This is a genomic window from Rhodococcoides sp. S146-33, from assembly GCF_059489205.1.
Genome location: NZ_JCAJWY010000002.1, coordinates 1,175,722 through 1,195,952, shown reverse-complemented (window position 1 = coordinate 1,195,952; position 20,231 = coordinate 1,175,722). Strand labels below are relative to the sequence as shown.

Genomic DNA, 20,231 nt, shown 5'->3' with positions numbered 1-20,231 from the left:
CAGCGGTTCGGATCAACGGCCGTTCACTCTTTTTCGAGCCGCTTCGACGTCTGTTCCACGGTCTCGTCGGGCCCGCTGACGTCGGTCTTGTGCAACGACGGCCCTGCAGTCGTGCTCGAGTCGATTGCCGAGACGTCCGCGTCGGTGGTGGTCTCGAACTCGGTGTCGTCGAATTCGGAGCCATCGGGCAGTACCTCGCGCACCACCGCGCGAGACCAGGTGGTGATGACGCCGTCCGCGATCTCGAGGTCGATCGTGTCGTCCTCGACCAGAACGACGCGGGCGTACAGGCCCGCCGTGGTGACGACCTCGTCGCCGACCTTCAGCGAGTCCTGCATCTCCGTGGTTTTGGCCAGCACCTTCTTCTGTCGACGCGCGTTCAGAAACAGCGGTACCAGAAGGGCCACGATCAGCAGCGGAAACAGCAAATCCATCGGAAGGTCAGTCCTCGAAGTTCGGGTCGAAAATCGTCATTGTCTCGTGCGAGAACGCCGTGGGTGTGGGCCTCGCAGCTACCCAGTGTGCCATCACCGGGAACCGGTCCGGTCCCTTCGTGTCCTGTTCTGCTCGATTCAGTCGAATAATCCCTGCGCAGCCTCGGAGGATCGGACCGAAATTCCCCCTACTGCGAGGTCCGGCGGCGGGGTCAGTCCGAGATGTTGCCACGCGGTGGCAGTTGCGACGCGACCTCGCGGTGTACGGGCGATCATGCCTGCTCGCACCAGGAACGGTTCGCAGACTTCCTCGACCGTCGATGGTTCTTCACCGACGGCGACGGCCAGCGTCGATACACCGACCGGTCCCCCACCGAAGCTGCGGATGAGCGCGCTGAGGACGGCCCGGTCCAGTCGGTCGAGGCCGAGTTTGTCGACGTCGTACACCACCAGAGCGGCTTTTGCCGTCTCCCGGGTGACGGTGCCGTCGCCCCGCACATCGGCGTAGTCGCGCACACGCCGGAGCAATCGGTTCGCAATACGCGGTGTGCCACGCGAACGGCCGGCGATCTCGGCACAGCCGTCTCGGTCGATCGGCACCCCCAGGATCCCCGCCGACCGCATGAGAATGCGTTCGAGCTCGCTCGGCTCGTAGAAGTCCATGTGCGCCACGAATCCGAACCGGTCACGCAGCGGACCGGTGAGTGCACCCGACCTGGTGGTCGCTCCGACGAGCGTGAACGGAGCCACCTCGAGCGGAATCGACGTCGCTCCCGGCCCCTTACCGACGATGACGTCGACGCGAAAGTCCTCCATCGCCAGGTACAGCATCTCCTCGGCCGGACGGGCGATGCGGTGGATCTCGTCGATGAACAGCACGTCTCCCTCGACCAGGTTGCTGAGCATCGCGGCCAGATCCCCGGCCCGCTCGAGCGCCGGCCCGGACGTGAGCCGCAGCGAGGTTCCCAGCTCGGCGGCGATGATCATCGCCATACTCGTCTTGCCGAGCCCTGGAGGCCCGGACATCAGAATGTGGTCGGGAGTACCGCCGCGCATCTTTGCACCGGACAGTACGAGCTGGAGTTGCTCACGTACCCGAGGCTGGCCGATGAAATCGGTGAGGTTCTTCGGACGCAGGCTCGTCTCGACATCCAGGTCGTCGGACATGGCGTCCGCGCCCACCTGAGATTCGGCGAACTGGTCGTCCTCGTCCACGCCGGCCTACCTGGACTTCCCGAGGTACGCGAGCGCCGACCTCAGGGCAATCGACGTCGTGGCCTCGGGCTGCTGGGCGAGTACCGCGTCGGTGGCCTCCTCGGCCTGCTTCGCTGGGAAGCCGAGTCCGATCAGCGCCTCGACGATTTGGTCGCGCATCGAGTTTACGGCACCCGACCCCGGTAGAACGGACGTACCTGCGCGTCCGACCACTGCGTCCACCTTGTCCCGTAGTTCGACGACCATTCTCTCTGCGCCCCGCTTGCCGATTCCGGGAACCCGCGTCAGCGCTCCGATATCACTGTCCGCCAACGCTGTTCGCAGCGCGTCCGGTTCGTGGACGGCGAGCGTGGCCATTGCGATCCGCGGCCCGACGCCCGATACGGTGAGAAGCAACTCGAAGAGCTCGCGCGACTCCTTGTCCGGGAATCCGTACAGCGTCTGCGAGTCCTCGCGCACGATCATCGTTGTCAGGAGCGTCGATTCACTTCCGCGGTGCAGCGTGGCCAGCGTCGCCGGGGTGGCGCTGATGCGATAGCCGACGCCTGCAGCCTCGAGCACGGCGTGATCGAGCGCAATGTCGATCACCGAGCCTCGGATCGATGCGATCATCGTGCGCCCGCCTCTTTCTTGGCCAACTTCTCGATTCTGCGTGCAACGATGGCGCGAGCCTTACGTTCCTCGGCCAAACGCGCGTCGTACTTGCGCTTCTGTTCTGCCGCCATTGCTTCTGCTTTCGCCATCCGCGCGATCATCGGAGCTCGCCAGCAATGACAGATCCCGAGTGCGAGTGCGTCGGCGGCATCCGCGGGGGTCGGGGCCGTTTGCAGACCGAGGATGCGCATGACCATCGCGGTGACCTGGGCCTTGTCGGCCGAACCGTTGCCGGTGACCGCGGCCTTGACTTCACTGGGAGTGTGGAAGCAGACATCCACTCCGCGCCGGGCAGCCGCCAGCGCGATCACTCCACCGGCTTGCGCGGTACCCATGGCAGTGCGCACGTTGTGCTGCGCGAACACTCGCTCGATCGCCACCACCGAGGGCTTGTGGGTATCGAGCCAGTATTCGGCCGCCTCGGAGATACGCAGCAACCGCTGCGCAAGATCCATGTCCGCGGGCGTACGCACCACATCCACGTCGAGAGCAACCACCGATCGACCCACGCCACCCTCGATCAGACTGAGCCCACACCTGGTCAGGCCGGGGTCGACACCCATCACCCGCACGCCACCACACCTTCCGCTTACGAACTGTTGTTCGATAGCGTAGCGGAGCGCACCGACGGATCAGGGATACGACACCCGGCCTGTTGGTTCGATCGAACCGAGAAGGTCAGTCCTCTGCGTCGAGCTCGGCCATGACCTCGTCGGACAGGTCCACATTGGACCACACGTTCTGCACGTCGTCGCTGTCTTCCAGCGCGTCGATGAGCTTGAACACCTTGCGTGCGCCGTCCGCGTCCACCGGAACGTTGACCGAGGCCTGGAAGCTCGCCTCGGCCGAGTCGTAGTCGAATCCGGCCTCCTGCAGTGCGGTGCGCACTGCGATCAGGTCCGTGGGTTCGCTGACGATCTCGAACGTGTCGCCGTTGTCGTTCACTTCTTCGGCACCGGCTTCGAGGACCGCCATCAGAACGTCGTCCTCACTCTGACCGTTCTTTTCGAGCGTCACCACGCCCTTGCGCGAGAACAGGTACGACACCGATCCCGGGTCTGCCATGTTTCCGCCGTTGCGCGTCATCGCTACGCGTACCTCGCCGGCGGCGCGGTTGCGGTTGTCGGTGAGGCATTCGATGAGAATCGCCACGCCGTTGGGGCCGTAACCCTCGTACATGATGGTTTGCCAATCGGCTCCACCGGTCTCTTCGCCTGCTCCTCGCTTGCGGGCCCGCTCGATGTTGTCGATCGGAACCGAGGTCTTCTTCGCCTTCTGGATGGCATCGAAGAGAGTCGGATTGCCCGTGGGGTCACCGCCACCCGTGCGGGCCGCCACCTCGATGTTCTTGATGAGTTTGGCGAAAGACTTGCCGCGTCGGGCGTCGATCACCGCCTTCTTGTGCTTGGTGGTGGCCCATTTTGAGTGGCCGCTCATGCGATAGAGCCCCTTCCTGCTCGAAATCAGTGTTGTCGACTTTACTCGCCCGGTACCGCGCTCGGGACCGACCGGCTCCGGCCGGTCCCACGACCCGCACACCGTCACCGACTACGGCGCACCATGTCGACGAACAGTCGGTGCACACGATCGTCCCCGGTGACCTCGGGATGGAAGCTCGTTGCCAGCACCGAGTTCTGCCGAACGGCCACCACACGCCCCGCGGCCGGTCCGTGCGGCACGGTGGCGAGGACCTCGACGTGTTCGCCCACACGCTCGACCCAGGGTGCCCTGATGAACACCGCTCGCACCGGGCCACCGTCGATGTCGACGACGTCGAGATCGGTCTCGAACGAGTCGACCTGACGACCGAAAGCATTGCGCCGCACAGTGATATCGAGGGAGTCCAGATGCCGCGCGTCGGGTCTGGTATCGAGAATCTCGGACGCCAACAAGATCATTCCCGCGCACGATCCGTAGGCGGGCATGCCCTCGGCCAATCGAGCACGCAGCGGCTCGAGAAGGTCGAACACCCCGAGCAGGTTGCTCATGGTCGTCGATTCGCCACCTGGGATGATCAGCCCGTCGATCCGTTCGAGTTCGGATGCACGCCGGACCGTGACGCCGTGCGCCCCACTCGACTCGAGTGCTGCCAGATGTTCGCGAACATCCCCCTGCAGTGCCAGAACTCCGATGGTCGGAGAGGTCATTTCAAGCCGAAGGGATCGACGTTGGATTTGCTGGTGTCTCGCTCGTACCGCATCAGCCCCTCCTGCACTACCGCGGCGACCATGCGTCCGGAAGTGTCAAAGATTCGCCCCTGCGTCAGTGCCCGGCCGAAATCTGCGGACGGTGACGTCTGGTCGTACAACAACCACTCGTCCGCGCGGAAGGGGCGGAGGAACCACAGTGCATGGTCCAGGGAGGCGGTCTGAGTGACGGCGTCCGGGTGCGGCACCTTGGCCGAACCCAACAGCGTCATGTCGCTCATGTAGGCGAGGGCGCAGACATGGAAGACCTGATCGTCGGGCAACGTGTCGCGATAGCGGAACCAAACACGTTGCTGCGCGGCAAAATTCGGATGCTTGACGGTCTGGCCATCAGGAATGAGACGGATGTCCCATTCCGACCACTCCTTGTAGTACGAGCTGTCGTACTCGGCGAGGGTGGTGGGGTCGGGCAGAGTCTCCGGGCCGACGACGTCGGGCATCAGGTCCTGGTGAGAAATACCGTCGTCGTCGCCGTGAAACGACGCGGACATCGTGAATATTGCTTTGCCGTGCTGAATTCCGGTGACTCGGCGCGTGCAGAACGACCGTCCGTCACGGACGCGATCGACCATGAAGACCGCCGGCTCGTTGGGGTTGCCCGGCCGCAGGAAGTAGCCGTGCAGCGAGTGCACGCGAAATTCGGGTGCCACCGTACGCACCGCCGCGACGAGCGCCTGGCCTGCAACCTGGCCGCCGAACGTCCGGGGAAGACGACTGGGGAACGTCCGTCCCCGATAGATGTCGTTCTCGATCCGTTCCAATTCGAGAATGTCCTCGATACTGGCCATGGCTGATGCCCACCTTTCTCCAGTGGATCAGGCTAACAATGGATCGACCAGGCAAGATGGTCGGTGTGGGTCAACCTGTACCGATCTTTCCCGATCTTCTCGTCGAATCGATCGTCGAATCCTGTCCGGCCGACGTACGAACGATCGTCGTGATCGACGGTGCCGATGCTGCACGGCCGGTCGAGTTCGCCTCGCGCACAGCAGAACACGCCCGATCCGGCGGACGTCCGGCAACCGTGGTGGATCTGCACGACTACGTCCGACCAGCGTCGATCCGATTCGAGTATTCACGCCACGACGAATTGAGTTATCGCACACTGTGGTTCGACTACGAGGCCATATCTCGGGAGGTCATCGCGCCGCTGCGGCCCGGTGGCCGAGGTCACTTCCTGCCTCGTCTGTGGAATGAGGCAACCGATCGATCTGCTCGCGCCCGCAGCGTGCCGGCCGCGCCGAACGAGATCGTGCTGATTGCCGGTCCCATGCTGCTCGGGCGAGCCTTGGACGTCGATCTGTCGGTGCACCTTCGATTGTCCGAGACTGCGCTGCGACGTAGAACCGACCCGGCCGAAGAGTGGACCTGCGAGCCGTTGATCACCTACTACGACAGCCTGGATCGGTTGGACCGTTCCACAGGCCGGCCGGATTTCTCGGTCCGATGGGACCATCCGGACCGCCCGGCCTTGGAACGCCGACCCTAGATACGAGTCACCAACCGCGCTCGGCGAGCCGGTGTCCGACGGGAAGGTCGTCGACATTGATGCCGACCATCGCCTCACCGAGCCCACGCGAGACCTTCGCAAGAACGTCGGGGTCGTCGAAGAACGTGGTCGCCTTGACGATTGCCTCGGCGCGTTCCTTCGGGTTGCCGGACTTGAAGATTCCGGATCCGACGAACACTCCCTCGGCACCGAGTTGCATCATCATCGCCGCGTCTGCGGGAGTGGCGATACCGCCGGCCGTGAACAGCGTGACAGGCAGCTTGCCTGCCCTGGCAATCTCGACTACGAGGTCGTACGGTGCCTGCAGTTCCTTTGCCGCCACGTACAGCTCGTCCTCGGGCATCGAGGTGAGTCGGCGAATCTCGTCGCGGATCTTGCGCATGTGTGTCGTCGCGTTCGAGACGTCACCGGTGCCGGCCTCACCCTTGGAGCGAATCATGGCCGCGCCCTCGGTGATTCGGCGCAGAGCCTCACCCAGGTTGGTGGCACCGCACACGAACGGAGCGGTGAAGTTCCACTTGTCGATGTGATTGGCGTAGTCGGCCGGGGTGAGCACCTCGGACTCGTCGATGTAGTCGACGCCCAGGCTCTGCAGGATCTGGGCCTCGACGAAGTGGCCGATGCGCGCCTTGGCCATCACCGGGATACTCACCGAAGAAATGATGCTGTCGATCATGTCGGGATCGCTCATGCGCGACACCCCACCCTGGGCGCGGATGTCGGCGGGAACGCGCTCGAGAGCCATGACGGCGACGGCTCCGGCGTCTTCGGCGATCTTGGCCTGATCGGCGGTGACCACGTCCATGATGACGCCGCCCTTGAGCATCTCGGCCATACCCCGCTTGACGCGCGCGGTGCCGACTCCGTTCTCGACGGATCCACCGTCGACCGATGCGGCGGGCGTGTTCGAGGACTGTGGGGTAGTCAAGGGAAACTCCTGTGTTCTTCAACGCTGTTGCGGCGCTACGGGCTGATAGGTGCGATCGCGCGCGGCGCGATGTCGCGCCCAGAACAGTAGGCCTTCGGAAGTTCGATTCCCATAACCACTTGAAGATTGCTGGACTGCTCGAAAGGGTCCAGATGACTACCGAATGGCGCGCACGTCCGGGTCGCCGCGTCGAGCGAGAGCCACGTTCACCTCGTCGAGAAGTTCCGCCAAGTCCTGGGGATAGACATTCTCGCCGAGCGCGCTGAGAGCCCGGATGTCGGACTCGGTGCACCATTGATGCCCGGTCACGGTCCGTCGCTCGAAATCGGTGAAGCCGGCGCTCTCCGGCTCGAACTCCTGCGTACGGTGCGCGAAGAACAGTTCCTCGGACCTGATCAGGGTTCCATTGAATGGGAACGTGGCAACTCGCCGCCACAGCGGACCGCGTAGATCGGCGGCGTCGACGCGCAATCCCGTTTCCTCGTGCACTTCTCGCACAGCTGCCTCGCGCAGTGATTCTCCCTTCTCCACAGCTCCACCGATCGTGAACCAGAAGAAGATGTCGGGCACTGTCGGATCGTGCCCGCGCAGCAGCAGAACTCGGCCGCGCTCGTCGAGCAACACCACTCGTGCCGAGGTTCGCGGAGTAGCCCGATTCGCGCTGCCGAACGCAGCGGCGGCAGAGCGCTCCGCGATCTCGAAGTACGACGGCAGCGCGGCAGTTCCGCCGAGATGCAACCACCGGACCGGTCGACGAACACGCAACGCCAGAGTGTCGCGGACGGCATCGTTGTGAAAGCGCCGCGCAATCAGAACTCGCGCTTCGGCGTCGGCCAGTTCCGCAACCAATTGCGGGGGAAGCGCATCCGGTTCGACGACCGCGAGAGCCATGGACACCGCGTTCTCGGCTTCTTCCCGCTCCGACCGGTCGGCACGCTCGGCTCGATCGGCCAACGCAGCAAGTTCTCTGCTCGACGGTGCCGAGTCGCGGGTAGCGGCGGACACTGCACGCGCGACGACGGCACGGCGCGCGAGGGCAGCGTCGAGAGACTGCCAGGCGAGGTCGGTACGAACATGCAGGCGATCGAGTCGATTCGCCGTCCCGTAGGCCCACAGACCGACAACGAGAATCAGGACTGCAATCAGCCCCAGCACCAGGATGGTGACGGCAGAGAGGGTCATCAGGTCGACGCTCGCACTTTCTGCCCGCCGAGAGTGACGGTCTCGTAGACCCGCAGAATCTGCTCGGCGACGACGGGCCAGTCGTAGGCGGACACAGCGACCGACGCGGCGTCGACCAGCCGGTCTCGGACGGACTCGTCGGAGAGGATCGAGGTGACGGCTACGGCGAGGGCATCGGAGTCGTCGATCGGAACCAGCAGTCCGCAGGTGCCGTCCTTCAGCACCCGGCGAAAGGCGTCGAGTTCGCTTGCCACGACCGGTGTTCCGGCGGCCATCGCCTCGACGAGCACGATACCGAAGCTTTCGCCGCCGAGATTCGGGGCGCAGTAGACGTCGGCACTGCGCATTGCGGAGGCCTTCGTCGCATCGTCCACCTGCCCCAGGAAGGTCAGGTGTGACGCCAGGGCGCCTGCATCCTTGCGGAGCTTGTCCTCGTCGCCGCGGCCGACGACGAGGATCTCGATGTCGGGATGGGACTCGACCAGGGCCGGCAGCGCACCGAGCAGAACGGCCATTCCCTTGCGCGGTTCGTCGAATCGGCCGAGAAAGAGCACCGTACGGCCGACCCGCGGATAGCCTTCCAGCACAGCGGCATCGGCGAACGCGGGCACGTCGACGCCGTTGGGAATCTCCACGGCATCGGATCCGAGTGCCTCGACCTGCCAACGTCGAGCCAGCTCCGAGACGGCGATCCGGCCGCTGATCTTCTCGTGGTACGGACGCAGGACGCCCTGGAAGGTGCTGAGCACCAAAGACTTCGTGGTGGAGGTATGGAACGTTGCCACGATCGGACCGTCCGCGGCCTTGAGAGCGAGCATCGACAGACTGGGAGCGTTCGGTTCGTGAATGTGGAGAACGTCGAAATCGTTGTCCGAGATCCACTTTCGGATCCGGGAATACGTCACCGGCCCGAACCGGAGACGCGCGACCGATCCGTTGTAGGGAATGGCGAGCGCCTCCCCCGCCGACACCACGAACTCCGGCAGCTCGACGTCGTCCGACGCCGGTGCCAGCACGCTCACCCGATGCCCGCGCTCGATGAACACCTCCGCCAACTGCTGGACGTGCGCCTGCACCCCGCCGGGAACATCGAACGAGTACGGGCAGACCATACCGATCTTCACTCGCCCTCGATTCGGGCGCGCCGTTCGGCCGACCAGTCGCTCATCCACAGTGGTTGCAGCATGTGCCAATCGGCCGGGTGCGCCCGAATGCCTGCAGCGAAGTGATCCGCCAATGCTTGTGTGGCGACATCGATTCCCTGCGAGACATCCACTGCCGGGGAGATGTCGAAGCCCCACCCGTCACCGTCGAAGTAACCGTGCACCGGCAGCAACGTCGCCCCGGTGTCGATCGCCAGCTTCGCGGCCCCCGCAGGCATACGGGTCGGTTCACCGAAGAACGTCACCGGAACGCCATGCTTGGCGAGGTCTCGTTCACCGAGGAGGCAGACCACCTTGTTCTCGCGCAGGCGCTCGCTCAGCGCCTGCAGAGGCGGTTGCTCACCTCCGCTGAGCGGAAAGATCTCGAAACCCAGGCTCTCGCGATACGCAACGAACCGCTGGTACAGCGATTCGGGTTTCAGCCGTTCGGCAACAGTCGAGAGACCACCGTGCTTGCGCACCAGCCACATTCCGGCCATGTCCCAATTGCCACTGTGCGGTAGCGCCAGCACGGCACCCTTGCCCGAGGCGAGGGCGGCCTCGAGATGCTCCTGTCCGTTCACACACCGGTCGATGACGGCGGCCTGAGCGGCAAGATCCATCGACGGCAGCCGAAATGCCTCGCGCCAGTAGCGGGCGTACGAGCGGACGCTGTCGCGAATCAATTCATCGGGCACTTCGCCGGGGGTGGTTCCGAGGACACGAGCGAGATTGAGCCGCAACTGGTTCGGGCCACCGTTTCGGGTGGCCGCGATATCTGCACCGCGATCGAAGAGACCTCGCGCCACACCCTCCGGCAGCGATCGGACCAGGCGCCACCCGGCTGCGTACCCGAGGTCGCTGGCTCTGTCGGAGACGTTCACGACGCAGCCACGTCACCGTCGCCGGGGGTGGGGGTCGGGGGCACGATGATGTCGCGGGCCCCGTCCGACCCGCGGACGGCCAGCACACGTTGGAATACCGTCACGATGCTCAGGGCTGCGAGCACCCACATTGCGGGGTAGATGAGGCTGTCCAACCACGGGATATCGAAATGCCTACCCACGCCGGTGAATCCGGCTCCGACGAGAACGATGACGAGGCGGTCCGGGCGCTCGATCCAACCACCGTCGGCCGAGAGTCCGCTGGCCTCGGCCCGCGCTTTGGCGTACGAGATCACCTGTGAGGTGACCAGGCAGATCAACGTGGCCACGAGCAGGGGCTTGTTCTGCTCGGAATACACGGCCCACCAGGCCAGGCCACCGAAGATCGCGCCGTCGGCCACTCGATCGCACGTCGCATCCAGGACGGCCCCGTACTTGGTGCCTCCGCCCCTGGCCCGTGCCATGGCTCCATCGAGCATGTCGAAGAGAACGAACAGCGTGATGACGATCGAACCCCACCACAGGTAGCCCGCGGGGAACATCGTCACTGCTGCCGTGACGGTGACGACAGTGCCGATGAGGGTCACCGAGTCGGGGGTCAGTCCGGTGCTGTTGAGGGCCCGTCCGAGCGGGGCGGTCACCTTCGACACCGGCGCACGGCCGAAAATACTCAGCACGGCGCGTGCTCCTCTCGCGTGTGGTTCATTCGTTCCAGGCCGACGCGAGCAGGGCCCGAGTGTCGCGGAGCAACTGCGGCATCACCTTCGCTCCGCCTATCACCGTGATGAAGTTTGCATCGCCGCCCCAACGCGGGACGATGTGTTGGTGCAGATGTTCGGCCAGGGATCCGCCTGCTGCGGCACCGAGATTGAGGCCCACGTTGAAACCGTGCGGGCGCGACACCGTCTTGATGACGCGAATCATCTGCTGGGTGAATGCCATCAACTCGGCACTCTCGGCGGGCGTGAGATCTTCGAGTGCCGCCACTCGGCGGTACGGGACGATCATCGTGTGGCCGGGGTTGTACGGATACAGGTTGAGTACCGCGTAGACCGATTCACCCCGCGCGACCACCAGCCCGTCCTCGTCGCTCATCTTCGGGATGTCGGAGAACGGCTCACTCGACTTGGCCGAGGCCTGCGGGGCCTCGGCTATGTACGACATCCGATGTGGGGTCCACAGTCGCTGCAATCGATCGGGCTCACCGGCACCGGTGGCGACGATCGACTCGTCCTGATCGGGCATGTCAACTCACTCCTGCGGTACTCGTCTGCACGAGTTCGGCGGTCGGTGATGCGTTGTTGCGCTGGGAGATCCAGTCGGTGATCGTTGCTACTGCCTCCGCAACCGGAACACCGTTCACCTGGGTTCCGTCACGGAATCGGAAGCTGACGGCACCGGCCTCCACGTCGCGTTCGCCGGCGAGAAGCATGAAGGGGATCTTCTGTGCAGTCTGATTGAAGATCTTCTTCTGCATCCGATCGTCGCTAGCATCGACCTCGGCGCGCACCCCGAGCTTCTTGAGCTCCTTCACCACCGAGAACAGGTGATCCTGGTGCACCTCGGCAACCGGGATGCCCACAACCTGAACCGGTGCGAGCCACGCCGGGAAAGCACCGGCGTAGTGCTCGGTGAGTACACCGAAGAATCGCTCGATCGAACCGAACAGTGCGCGGTGAATCATCACCGGGCGTTCCTTGACTCCGCCCGAGGCGGTGTATTCCAGCTCGAACCGCTCGGGCAGGTTGAAGTCGAGCTGGATGGTGGACATCTGCCAGGTACGGCCCAAGGCATCCTTGGCCTGCACCGAGATCTTGGGTCCATAGAACGCCGCACCGCCCGGATCGGGCACCAGATCCAGACCCGACGCTGCCGCGACCTCGGCGAGCGTATTGGTCGCCTCTTCCCAGACCTCGTCGCTGCCGACCGACTTCTCCGGATTGCGGGTGGAGAGCTCGAGGTAGAAATCGTCGAGTCCGTAGTCCTTGAGCAGCCCGAGGACGAACTCGAGTGTGCTGGTGAGCTCTCCGCGCATCTGCTCACGCGTGCAGAAGATGTGCGCATCGTCCTGGGTCATGCCCCGTACCCGAGTGAGACCGTGAATGACGCCGGACTTCTCGTACCGGTACACGGAACCGAACTCGAAGAGCCGCAACGGCAACTCACGGTACGAGCGACCGCGGGAGCGGAAAATGAGATTGTGCATCGGGCAGTTCATCGGCTTGAGGTAGTAGTCCTGGCCGGGCTTGCGCACGTCACCGTTCTCGTCGAGTTCGGCGTCGAGATGCATGGCGGGGAACATGCCGTCCCGGTACCAGTCGAGGTGGCCGGACACCTCGTAGAGATGGCCCTTCGTGATGTGCGGGGTGTTGACGAACTCGTAGCCCTCTTCGATGTGCCGCTGCCGGGAGTAGTTCTCGAGCTCGTTGCGGATCACACCACCCTTCGGATGGAACACCGGAAGACCGGAGCCCAGTTCATCGGGGAAGCTGAACAGGTCCAGCTCGGATCCTAGTTTGCGGTGATCGCGACGCTCGGCCTCGGCCAGCAATTCGAGATGCGCATCGAGCGCCTCGGTGGACTCCCATGCGGTTCCGTAGATGCGCTGCAGATCTGCGTTGTCCTGGTTACCGCGCCAGTACGCAGCCGAACTGCGGGTCAGCTTGAACGCCGGCACGTATTTGGTGGTGGGGATATGCGGGCCGCGGCACAGATCGCCCCAAATGCGCTCGCCGGTACGAGGATTGAGGTTGTCGTAGGCGGTCAGCTCTCCCCCGCCGACCTCCATGACCTCGGGATCGTCGATGCCGGACTTGTCGTCGATCAGCTCGAGCTTGTACGGCTCGGTCGCCAGCTCCTCGCGGGCCTGCTCGACCGATTCGTACACCCGACGCGAGAACCGCTGTCCGGCTTTGACGATCTGCTTCATCTTCTTCTCGAGTGCGGTCAGATCCTCGGGAGTGAAAGGCTGCTTCACGTCGAAGTCGTAGTAGAAGCCGTCCTTGATGAACGGTCCGATGCCCAGTTTGGCGTCGGGAAAGAGATCCTGAACGGCCTGCGCCAGCACGTGTGCAGCCGAATGCCTGATGACGCTTCGCCCGTCCTCGGTGTTCGCCGGAACGGGCTCGACCTCGATGTCGCCCTCCGGTGCCCAGGACAGGTCACGGAGCTTGCCGCCGGGATCACGCACGACGACGATGGCGTCGGGTCCCTTGTTCGGCAGGCCGGTGTCGCGCAGCGCCGTACCTGCCGTCGTTCCTGCCGGCACCATGATGCGGGCGGGTGGAACTGCGGCGACAACGGGCATGCTCACGGCGATGTACTCCTCGATCGGTTCTTCGGGCCAGGAAGGCCTCCGACAGCCTATCGGCATCGGGCCCCTCGTCGGCCCTCAGCGCGGCGAGGCAAGTCAGATCGGACTTTCGAGCCAGGTCCAGTCGAGGCCGAACCAGCCGCCGACCAGCGCGAAAGTTCCGAGCAGCCACAGGGTTGCGAGCACGACGATCGTGGTGAACAGCACGCCCAGACCCTTGACGAACATCGACTGCTTCGAGAACCAGGCCGTGAAAGCGTCGTACCTCTTGCGGACGAATCGGAGTGCACTCTTGGCCCACGCGAATTCCGACGCCAGGATGCCCAGTCCCGCGAACACGATCAGCCAACCCGGCCCGGGGTACGGAATGGCGAGCACACCCACGATGAGCACGATGGTTCCGACGACACCGACCGTGATTCGGTAGCCGAGATCGAGAGACTTGTTCTCGGCGATACGCGCCCGGAAGCGCCGGTGTTTCACCTTCGCCTTGTCCACCGGATTCTGGTCGTCGACGGCGTCGGGCTTCGATTGTTCGGTGCTCACCGGCTCAGGTTACCGGCCTCGAACGCAAGAAGGCCCACACCGACGGGCGGTGTGGGCCTTCTTTTCTGTGGTCCCGGCTGGGATCGAACCAGCGACCTTCCGCGTGTGAAGCGGACGCTCTCCCACTGAGCCACGGGACCGAACGAGGCAAAACATTAACACGAGGTGCCGCGGCGAACCGAATCGCCCGCCCGATCACCGAATACGTCGCCGGACTGCCTCCACAGGGCTGCTCTCGTCTCTGCTTTCACATCTTTCACATGCGCGAATCGTTCGAATTCCCCAGCTGACCACCAGATTTGTGAGTTTCACTCCCGTTGGGTTAATGTTTTCCCCGCACCACGGAGACAGCAACTGCTCAGCAGTGAACGCCTCCGGGGTATGCGGATGTGGCGCAGTGGTAGCGCATCACCTTGCCAAGGTGAGGGTCGCGGGTTCGAATCCCGTCATCCGCTCGAGGGTCTCGACCCATGGTGGAGTGGCCGAGTGGTGAGGCAACGGCCTGCAAAGCCGTGCACACGGGTTCGATTCCCGTCTCCACCTCGCTAGTGCATCGGTTGCAGAATCGGTGCGAGGACATGCGCGATTAGCTCAGCGGGAGAGCGCTTCCCTGACACGGAAGAGGTCACTGGTTCAATCCCAGTATCGCGCACCACAGTCAGACAAATCAGGCCCCCTTTCGAGGGGGTCTTTTTTGTGCTTCACGAATCAATTGTGGTGATTCACGCCATAGAAGTGCACAGTGGAGATGACGCACACACTTCGATGGAAGGACACTCACGTGTCGGACGATGCTCAGAGCGAACCCACAGTCGACGACGCAACCCTCGAGGATGCGAAGAAATCCGTCGAAGGGCTCGACGATCGCTATCGACCCGGTGCCCGGCCCACCGTGGCGCTACCAGGAACGAACGGCACGGTTGCCGGCACCGCCTTCGCCGACATGGTCGACGACAACGGTGAGATGGTGGACGCCGAGGACCAGGACTCCCCGGACTCGGACGGGTCCACCGACACCGATCACGCCGACACCGACGAAAAGGTAACGTCCTCGAACGATGCCTGAACTCGATGGTCCCGACGCCCCCGCCGACATCGAACTCGGCGGGGGCGTCGCCCATCTGCACACGCCGTCCGCACCGTCACGGGGCGGGCTCGCCCTCACCCACGGCGCGGGCGGCAACTGCGAGTCGCTGCTGCTGCTGCGCATTGCCGAAGTGTGGGCGGCGGCCGGGTTCACGGTGCTGCGGTTCGATCTCCCGTTTCGAGTACGCAAACCCAAGGGCCCGCCGCACCCTTCTCGGTCGGCCGAGGATCGACTGGGCATCGCCGCAGCGATCGACCGCCTCCGCGCCGAGACCACGGGCTTCATCGCATTCGGTGGGCATTCCTACGGTGGCAGACAGGGGTCGATGATCGCTGCCGAACGCCCGGGTCTCGTCGATGGCCTCGTGCTGACCTCCTATCCCCTGCACCCTCCGGGCAAGCCGGACAAGGCTCGTACCCAGCACCTTCCCGAACTGCGAACACCGACGGTGGTGCTACACGGCACGAAAGACCCGTTCGGCACCACTGCCGAACTGAGCGCGGCGCTCGCACTCGTCCCGGCCGCCACCCTGCTCGTCGACATCGAGGGCGCGGGCCACGACCTCGCTCCCGTCAAGTACGACGCGGCGAAGAAAACCCTCGCGGGCGCAGTCTCGTTGTTCGCCGAATCTTCGGTAGTCGTCCCGCTCTTCGACCCGTTGCGCTGAAGTGGTCTACTAAGGCATGCCGACCTGGGGATGGTTCATCGTTGCTCTGGTCCTCGTCGATGCCGCGGTACTTGCAGCGTGGTTGTTGGCCCGAAAGAAGCCCGGCTCGAGCCCGGAGACATCGCGCAGCATCGGGCTGATCGGCCTCGACGACACCGCCCGTGCAGATATTCATCAGTTGTTGGCGGCGAACAAGAAGATCCAGGCCATCAAGATCTTTCGCGAACGGACAGGTGCCGGTCTCCTCGACGCGAAGAACACGATCGAAGGCGTTCAACGAGGCGAACCGTTTCCGTCCTCGTCCACCATCGTCGACGCGGCTCGGTCCGGTCCGACACCCTGGGACGATCTCATCCCGCGGTTGCAGTCCCTGAAGTCGGAGGGCAAGGCCATCTCGGCCATCAAACTGTTGCGCGACCGAACCGGCTTGTCGTTGCGGGAGGCGAAGAACGCGGTGGATCTGCTGTGAGTGTGCGGATGGCGACGGATGCCGATGTACCCAACGTTGCCGAATTGGCCGCGCAGACCTTTCCACTCGCCTGCCCACCGGGTACTCGCACCGAGGACATCGAACAGTTCGTCTCGAACGTGTTGTCGGTCAACAATTTCCAGGGTTACGTCGCCGACCCCAACCGAACCGTTCTGGTCGACGAAACACCCACCGGCGAGGTGGTCGGGTACGCGATGCTCGTGTCGGGCAGTCCAGCCGACCCGGACATCCGAGCCGCACTGTCTCACCATCCGACGCTGGAAATCAGCAAACTGTACGTGCGGCCGGCCGAGCACGGCGGCGAAGTTGCAGCGCGGCTGATCTCGTTCGCATTGACCCATGCGCGTGAATCCGGTTGCGCAGGAGCATGGCTCGGCGTCAATCAACTCAACGCGCGCGCCCAGAAGTTCTACGCCAAGCACGGATTCGAGATCGTCGGCACCAAGACATTCGTTGTCGGCGTGCAGACACACGACGACTACGTCATGCAGGTACGGCTCTGACGCCGACTCAGCCGACGGCGGCGAAACGCGACAGTGCGAGCAGGCGCGAGGTGGCGCGCAGGTACTTCTTGCGGTAGCCGCCTGCCAACATCTCCTCGGTGAAGATCTCGTCGAGCTTGCCGCCCGAGGCCGTCACCGGAATGCCCGCGTCGTACAGACGGTCGGCGAGTACCACCAGGCGTAGGGCAATAGCCTGGTCCGATGCCGGGTGCACGTTCTTCAGGAACACTGCAGGGACACCGTCGAGCAACTTGCCGTAGCGCGACGGGTGCAGCGTGCTCAGATGCTTCAGCAGCTCGTCGAAATCGTCCAGGGTTGCGCCGTCGACGGTCTCCGCGCGCTCGATCAACTCGGATTCGGACGTAGGCTCCGGAGCCGGGGGCAGATCGCGGTGTCGGTAGTCGGGACCGTCGACGCGGACGGACTCGAAGATCGAACCGAGCTTCTTGATCTCCCGCAGGAAGTCCTCGGCAGCGAAGCGCCCCTCGCCGAGCTGACCGGGCAGAGTGTTCGACGTCGCGACGATGGACACTCCACGCTGAGACAGCTCGGACAGCAGCCGCGATACCAGCATCGTGTCGCCGGGATCGTCGAGTTCGAACTCGTCGATGCACAGCACGCTGTGGTTCGAGAGTTCTTCCAGTGCCTTGTTGAAGCCGAGTGCGCCGACGACGTGGGTCAGCTCGACGAACGTGCCGAACGCCTTGGGCTCGGGAACGCTGTGGTAGATCGACGCCAACAAGTGGGTCTTACCGACACCGAAGCCGCCGTCGAGGTACAGGCCCGCGCCGGTGGCCGGGGTCTTCTTGCCGAAGAGCCCACGCTTGCCCTTGCCACGGATCTTCTGCACCTTGTTCGCGAACTCCTCGGCCTTCGCGACCGCAGCAGCCTGCGTCGGCTCCTTGGGGTCGGGAATGTACGAGGAGAAGCTGACGTCGTCGAACATCGCCGGCGGCACCATCTGAGCGATCAGCTGATCGGAGGGGACCACGGGATTTCGGTCGACAAGGCGTGCGGGCATTCGTCGAGCGTAACGACGTGGTCTGATCTCTCTCATGCAGCTTCTCGATATTGGGACCTACTTCACATCAGAGCAGGCAGCCGAGTCCGCGCCCGTCGGATCGGTACTCGACGACAACGCCGTTCGCGACCTGTACGCCTACCCCGCAGACCTGGGCCGACCGTGGATCCGCACGAACTTCGTCGCCAGCATCGACGGATCCGTGACCGCCGACGGTAAGTCGGCAGGCCTGGGGACCCCAGCGGACGGCCGACTGTTCGGAATTCTGCGAGAACTGTGCGACGCGGTTCTCGTCGGAGCCGGAACGGCTCGCGCCGAGAACTACGGCGGCGTCTCGCTGTCCGCCGAGGTGAAGGCACGTCGAGTAGCGAACGGGCTGGCACCGATTCCCACGATCGTGGTGGTGACCGCCTCTGGTTCGATCGACGCCGATTCTCGGCTCGTCACCGACGCCGAGGTGCAGCCGGTGGTACTGACCTCGGCGGCAGCGGACAGCTCGAAGGTGGCGGCACTGCGTTCCGCGGGCGCAACGGTGATCGAGGTGGCCGGTGAATCGGTCTCGACCGAGGACATCGTGAAGACGCTGAGCGACCTCGGATTTCGTCGCATCCTGTGCGAGGGCGGGCCAGGGCTGTTCGGGCAACTCGCATCGGACGGGGCGGCGGACGATCTGTGCCTGACGATCTCACCCATGCTCGTCGCCGGAGATGCGGGCCGCATCGCCCACTCCGCCGGTGCCTCCGACACACCGATGCAGCGCGCGCACGTCCTCGCCGACGCGGACGGCACACTGCTCACACGCTGGGTGCGTCGGCCATGAGCACCGAGCGGCGCGGCATCGATCGAAAAGTCGATAGCCTCGCACGGTGACGCAGAAACGTTCGTTGCTCGCCGCCGCCCTCGTCCTGGCCACGATGTGCGCGGCCTGCGGCGCTGGGCCGTCGTTCCGGCCCGATGTCGCGGTGGAACAACAATCCCCCGGCCAACCCGGCGAGCCGTCCACAGAGGCTCCACCGGAACCGGCTGAACTCGCCGTGCCGGCAACCGACCTCGACTGGGCCGACTGCACCGCCGCCACTCTCGGGACATTCGGGCTCACCTCCACCACGCCCGGTCTGACACTGGAGTGCGCGGAGTACGAGGCGGACGTCGATGCCAGCGGGCAGATGTTCGGCACGTTCGCCGTCGGCGCACTGCGCGCCCGGCTCGATGGAACGCCGGCCGATGCGGGTCCGTTGGTCTTCACCTCCGGCTCAGATCGATCCTCGATCGCCACACTGGCGACGATGGCGGCCGGTCCGCTCTCGACTCTGCTCGCAGCTCACCCCATCGTCGCCGTGGATCGACGCGGGATCGGCCGATCCACCGCGGTGGACTGCATCGACGACACACTCCAGTCCCCCACCAAGGCTGCAGTCGATGCCCTGGGACAGTTCACCAGGTCCGATGCCGACGCCGTGGACCGCGCGGTCGACGCAGGCCGGGACGCCACTATCGAGTGCACCGACACACTGCAGCCGCAGGAACTCGCCTTCGGAACCACCTACGCGGCGGACGATCTCGACCGTCTGCGGCAGCTCTGGGGCGTGAACCAGATCGGTGTGATCGGATCGGGAAACGGCGCGCTCACCGCGTTGGCCTACGCGGCGAAGTTCCCGGACAACGTCTCGCGTCTGATTCTCGACTCGCCGCCCGGCGTCAACACCGATCAGATCACGCTGGCCGAGCAACGGACACAGGGCAAGGAGGCCGCCTTCGCAGCGTTCGCCCAACGATGCGTCGCGCTGAACTGCTCTCTCGGGGCCGACCCGACGGCTGCGGTGGAGCAGTTGCTCCGACGCGCCGCCGGTGGCGAGTTCGCGCCGCTGTCCACTCACGAAATTCTCGACGGCATCACCTTCGCGCTCGCATCGACAGCCGGGGATGCGTCGTCTCGGGCCACCGACCTGTCCGCCACCTTGTCCGCAGCGGCTGGATCCGACACCGCGGCTCTGGTCGCCCTCGCCGAACGAGGTCGAAATGCCTACGGCACCGACGGACAGTTCGTTTCCCGCTGCACGGACGGCCAACAGTGGCCGTCTCCGCAGGGCGTGCGTGACCTTTCGTCGCAATGGACCGACCGCTATCCGGTCTACGGCACCGATGCCGCCTTGACCGCATTGCTGTGCTCCTCTTGGCCGACAGCACCGTCGATTCCCCTACCCACTTCGTTGGACGTTCCGGTGTTGGTTCTGTCGAACGCGGGTGACCCGATCGTCGGCAACGGAGGCCTGTCCTCGGTCACCGGACTGGTCGGGGCAACCGGCGCGGCCGTGGCGTCGGCTGCGTGGCAGGGCAGCGGACATCCGAGCCTCGGTGGATCACAATGTCTGCAGAGCGCTGCGGTGAAGTACGCGCTCGATACTGCGCTTCCGACCGATGGCACCGTCTGTCCCGCCTGATTGCGGT

23 protein-coding genes and 4 tRNA genes are annotated in these 20,231 nt (G+C 64.6%); 10 read left to right on the top strand and 17 right to left on the bottom strand.

What is annotated here, in order from left to right:
- Positions 1 to 23 precede the first annotated feature (23 nt).
- From yajC to AC5WEY_RS14155, 7 genes are all read right to left on the bottom strand, one after another.
- Entirely contained in the window at positions 24 to 434 is a 411-nt protein-coding gene (gene yajC, locus AC5WEY_RS14185; protein ID WP_495646307.1) for a preprotein translocase subunit YajC, read from the bottom strand.
- Positions 435 to 572: 138 nt separating this feature from the next.
- Positions 573 to 1,601, bottom strand: a complete 1,029-nt coding sequence (gene ruvB / locus AC5WEY_RS14180) for a Holliday junction branch migration DNA helicase RuvB (RefSeq protein WP_057478785.1) — start codon at positions 1,599 to 1,601, stop codon at positions 573 to 575.
- A gap of 54 nt (positions 1,602 to 1,655) precedes the next feature.
- A complete protein-coding gene (gene ruvA / locus AC5WEY_RS14175; protein ID WP_495646306.1) occupies positions 1,656 to 2,261 on the bottom strand; it encodes a Holliday junction branch migration protein RuvA in 606 nt (201 codons plus the stop codon).
- Positions 2,258 to 2,875 (bottom strand): crossover junction endodeoxyribonuclease RuvC, encoded by a 618-nt coding sequence (ruvC, locus tag AC5WEY_RS14170; protein WP_495646305.1) that lies wholly within the window; start codon positions 2,873 to 2,875, stop codon positions 2,258 to 2,260. The genes ruvA and ruvC overlap by 4 nt, the downstream gene beginning before the upstream one ends.
- 106 nt (positions 2,876 to 2,981) lie before the next feature.
- Positions 2,982 to 3,740, bottom strand: coding sequence for a YebC/PmpR family DNA-binding transcriptional regulator (locus AC5WEY_RS14165; RefSeq protein ID WP_057478636.1), 759 nt, complete (start codon positions 3,738 to 3,740; stop codon positions 2,982 to 2,984).
- A 104-nt stretch (positions 3,741 to 3,844) separates the two neighbouring features.
- Positions 3,845 to 4,450, bottom strand: coding sequence for a pyridoxal 5'-phosphate synthase glutaminase subunit PdxT (gene pdxT, locus AC5WEY_RS14160; protein ID WP_495646304.1), 606 nt, complete (start codon positions 4,448 to 4,450; stop codon positions 3,845 to 3,847).
- The gene (locus AC5WEY_RS14155; RefSeq protein WP_495646303.1) at positions 4,447 to 5,298 is read right to left on the bottom strand and encodes an acyl-CoA thioesterase; all 852 of its coding nucleotides are present in this window, start codon (positions 5,296 to 5,298) and stop codon (positions 4,447 to 4,449) included. Before AC5WEY_RS14155 ends, pdxT begins: the two co-directional genes overlap by 4 nt.
- 38 nt (positions 5,299 to 5,336) lie before the next feature.
- Here AC5WEY_RS14155 and AC5WEY_RS14150 point away from each other — a divergent pair, with 38 nt between their 5' ends.
- Entirely contained in the window at positions 5,337 to 5,999 is a 663-nt protein-coding gene (locus AC5WEY_RS14150; protein WP_495646302.1) for a nucleoside/nucleotide kinase family protein, read from the top strand.
- 7 nt (positions 6,000 to 6,006) lie between these two features.
- Here the strand turns inward: AC5WEY_RS14150 and pdxS are convergent, their stop codons facing one another.
- From pdxS to AC5WEY_RS14105, 9 genes are all read right to left on the bottom strand, one after another.
- Positions 6,007 to 6,948 (bottom strand): pyridoxal 5'-phosphate synthase lyase subunit PdxS, encoded by a 942-nt coding sequence (gene pdxS, locus AC5WEY_RS14145; protein ID WP_495646301.1) that lies wholly within the window; start codon positions 6,946 to 6,948, stop codon positions 6,007 to 6,009.
- Positions 6,949 to 7,104: 156 nt separating this feature from the next.
- Positions 7,105 to 8,130 carry an NUDIX hydrolase gene (locus AC5WEY_RS14140; protein WP_495646300.1) on the bottom strand — a complete coding sequence of 342 codons (1,026 nt, stop codon included), beginning with the start codon at positions 8,128 to 8,130 and terminating at the stop codon, positions 7,105 to 7,107.
- Complete coding sequence (locus tag AC5WEY_RS14135; RefSeq protein WP_495646299.1) at positions 8,130 to 9,254, bottom strand: glycosyltransferase family 4 protein; 1,125 nt, start codon at positions 9,252 to 9,254, stop codon at positions 8,130 to 8,132. Before AC5WEY_RS14135 ends, AC5WEY_RS14140 begins: the two co-directional genes overlap by 1 nt.
- On the bottom strand, positions 9,251 to 10,156 hold the full coding sequence (locus tag AC5WEY_RS14130; RefSeq protein WP_495646298.1) for a phosphatidylinositol mannoside acyltransferase: 906 nt from the start codon (positions 10,154 to 10,156) through the stop codon (positions 9,251 to 9,253). Before AC5WEY_RS14130 ends, AC5WEY_RS14135 begins: the two co-directional genes overlap by 4 nt.
- A complete protein-coding gene (gene pgsA, locus AC5WEY_RS14125; protein WP_057478629.1) occupies positions 10,153 to 10,833 on the bottom strand; it encodes a phosphatidylinositol phosphate synthase in 681 nt (226 codons plus the stop codon). Before pgsA ends, AC5WEY_RS14130 begins: the two co-directional genes overlap by 4 nt.
- 25 nt (positions 10,834 to 10,858) lie before the next feature.
- On the bottom strand, positions 10,859 to 11,401 hold the full coding sequence (locus AC5WEY_RS14120; RefSeq protein WP_057478628.1) for an ATP adenylyltransferase: 543 nt from the start codon (positions 11,399 to 11,401) through the stop codon (positions 10,859 to 10,861).
- Position 11,402: 1 nt separating this feature from the next.
- Positions 11,403 to 13,463, bottom strand: coding sequence for a threonine--tRNA ligase (gene thrS, locus AC5WEY_RS14115; protein ID WP_495646572.1), 2,061 nt, complete (start codon positions 13,461 to 13,463; stop codon positions 11,403 to 11,405).
- 102 nt (positions 13,464 to 13,565) lie between these two features.
- Positions 13,566 to 13,967 carry a TIGR02611 family protein gene (locus AC5WEY_RS14110; protein ID WP_495646571.1) on the bottom strand — a complete coding sequence of 134 codons (402 nt, stop codon included), beginning with the start codon at positions 13,965 to 13,967 and terminating at the stop codon, positions 13,566 to 13,568.
- Between the two features lie 116 nt (positions 13,968 to 14,083).
- Positions 14,084 to 14,155, bottom strand: a tRNA-Val gene (locus AC5WEY_RS14105).
- 243 nt (positions 14,156 to 14,398) lie between these two features.
- Between AC5WEY_RS14105 and AC5WEY_RS14100 the strand changes: the two genes are divergently transcribed.
- The 7 genes from AC5WEY_RS14100 to AC5WEY_RS14070 all read left to right on the top strand — a co-directional run bounded on the left by AC5WEY_RS14100 (position 14,399) and on the right by AC5WEY_RS14070 (position 16,762).
- Positions 14,399 to 14,470, top strand: a tRNA-Gly gene (locus AC5WEY_RS14100).
- A 17-nt stretch (positions 14,471 to 14,487) separates the two neighbouring features.
- A tRNA-Cys gene (locus AC5WEY_RS14095) sits at positions 14,488 to 14,558 on the top strand.
- A gap of 37 nt (positions 14,559 to 14,595) precedes the next feature.
- Positions 14,596 to 14,670: transfer RNA gene (locus tag AC5WEY_RS14090), tRNA-Val, on the top strand.
- Positions 14,671 to 14,796: 126 nt separating this feature from the next.
- Positions 14,797 to 15,081: a hypothetical protein gene (locus AC5WEY_RS14085; protein ID WP_235581743.1), complete on the top strand. Its 285-nt coding sequence runs from the start codon at positions 14,797 to 14,799 to the stop codon at positions 15,079 to 15,081.
- Complete coding sequence (locus tag AC5WEY_RS14080; protein WP_495646297.1) at positions 15,074 to 15,769, top strand: alpha/beta hydrolase family protein; 696 nt, start codon at positions 15,074 to 15,076, stop codon at positions 15,767 to 15,769. The genes AC5WEY_RS14085 and AC5WEY_RS14080 overlap by 8 nt, the downstream gene beginning before the upstream one ends.
- A gap of 16 nt (positions 15,770 to 15,785) precedes the next feature.
- Complete coding sequence (locus AC5WEY_RS14075) at positions 15,786 to 16,238, top strand: hypothetical protein (protein WP_495646296.1); 453 nt, start codon at positions 15,786 to 15,788, stop codon at positions 16,236 to 16,238.
- Between the two features lie 8 nt (positions 16,239 to 16,246).
- Positions 16,247 to 16,762 (top strand): GNAT family N-acetyltransferase, encoded by a 516-nt coding sequence (locus tag AC5WEY_RS14070; RefSeq protein WP_495646570.1) that lies wholly within the window; start codon positions 16,247 to 16,249, stop codon positions 16,760 to 16,762.
- A 7-nt stretch (positions 16,763 to 16,769) separates the two neighbouring features.
- On the opposite strand, the gene zapE is transcribed toward AC5WEY_RS14070, so the two are convergent.
- The gene (gene zapE, locus AC5WEY_RS14065) at positions 16,770 to 17,783 is read right to left on the bottom strand and encodes a cell division protein ZapE (RefSeq protein ID WP_495646295.1); all 1,014 of its coding nucleotides are present in this window, start codon (positions 17,781 to 17,783) and stop codon (positions 16,770 to 16,772) included.
- Between the two features lie 34 nt (positions 17,784 to 17,817).
- On the opposite strand from zapE, the gene AC5WEY_RS14060 reads away from it, so the two are divergent.
- A complete protein-coding gene (locus AC5WEY_RS14060) occupies positions 17,818 to 18,603 on the top strand; it encodes a pyrimidine reductase family protein (RefSeq protein ID WP_495646294.1) in 786 nt (261 codons plus the stop codon).
- A gap of 46 nt (positions 18,604 to 18,649) precedes the next feature.
- Positions 18,650 to 20,224 carry an alpha/beta fold hydrolase gene (locus AC5WEY_RS14055; protein ID WP_495646293.1) on the top strand — a complete coding sequence of 525 codons (1,575 nt, stop codon included), beginning with the start codon at positions 18,650 to 18,652 and terminating at the stop codon, positions 20,222 to 20,224.
- Positions 20,225 to 20,231 lie beyond the last annotated feature (7 nt).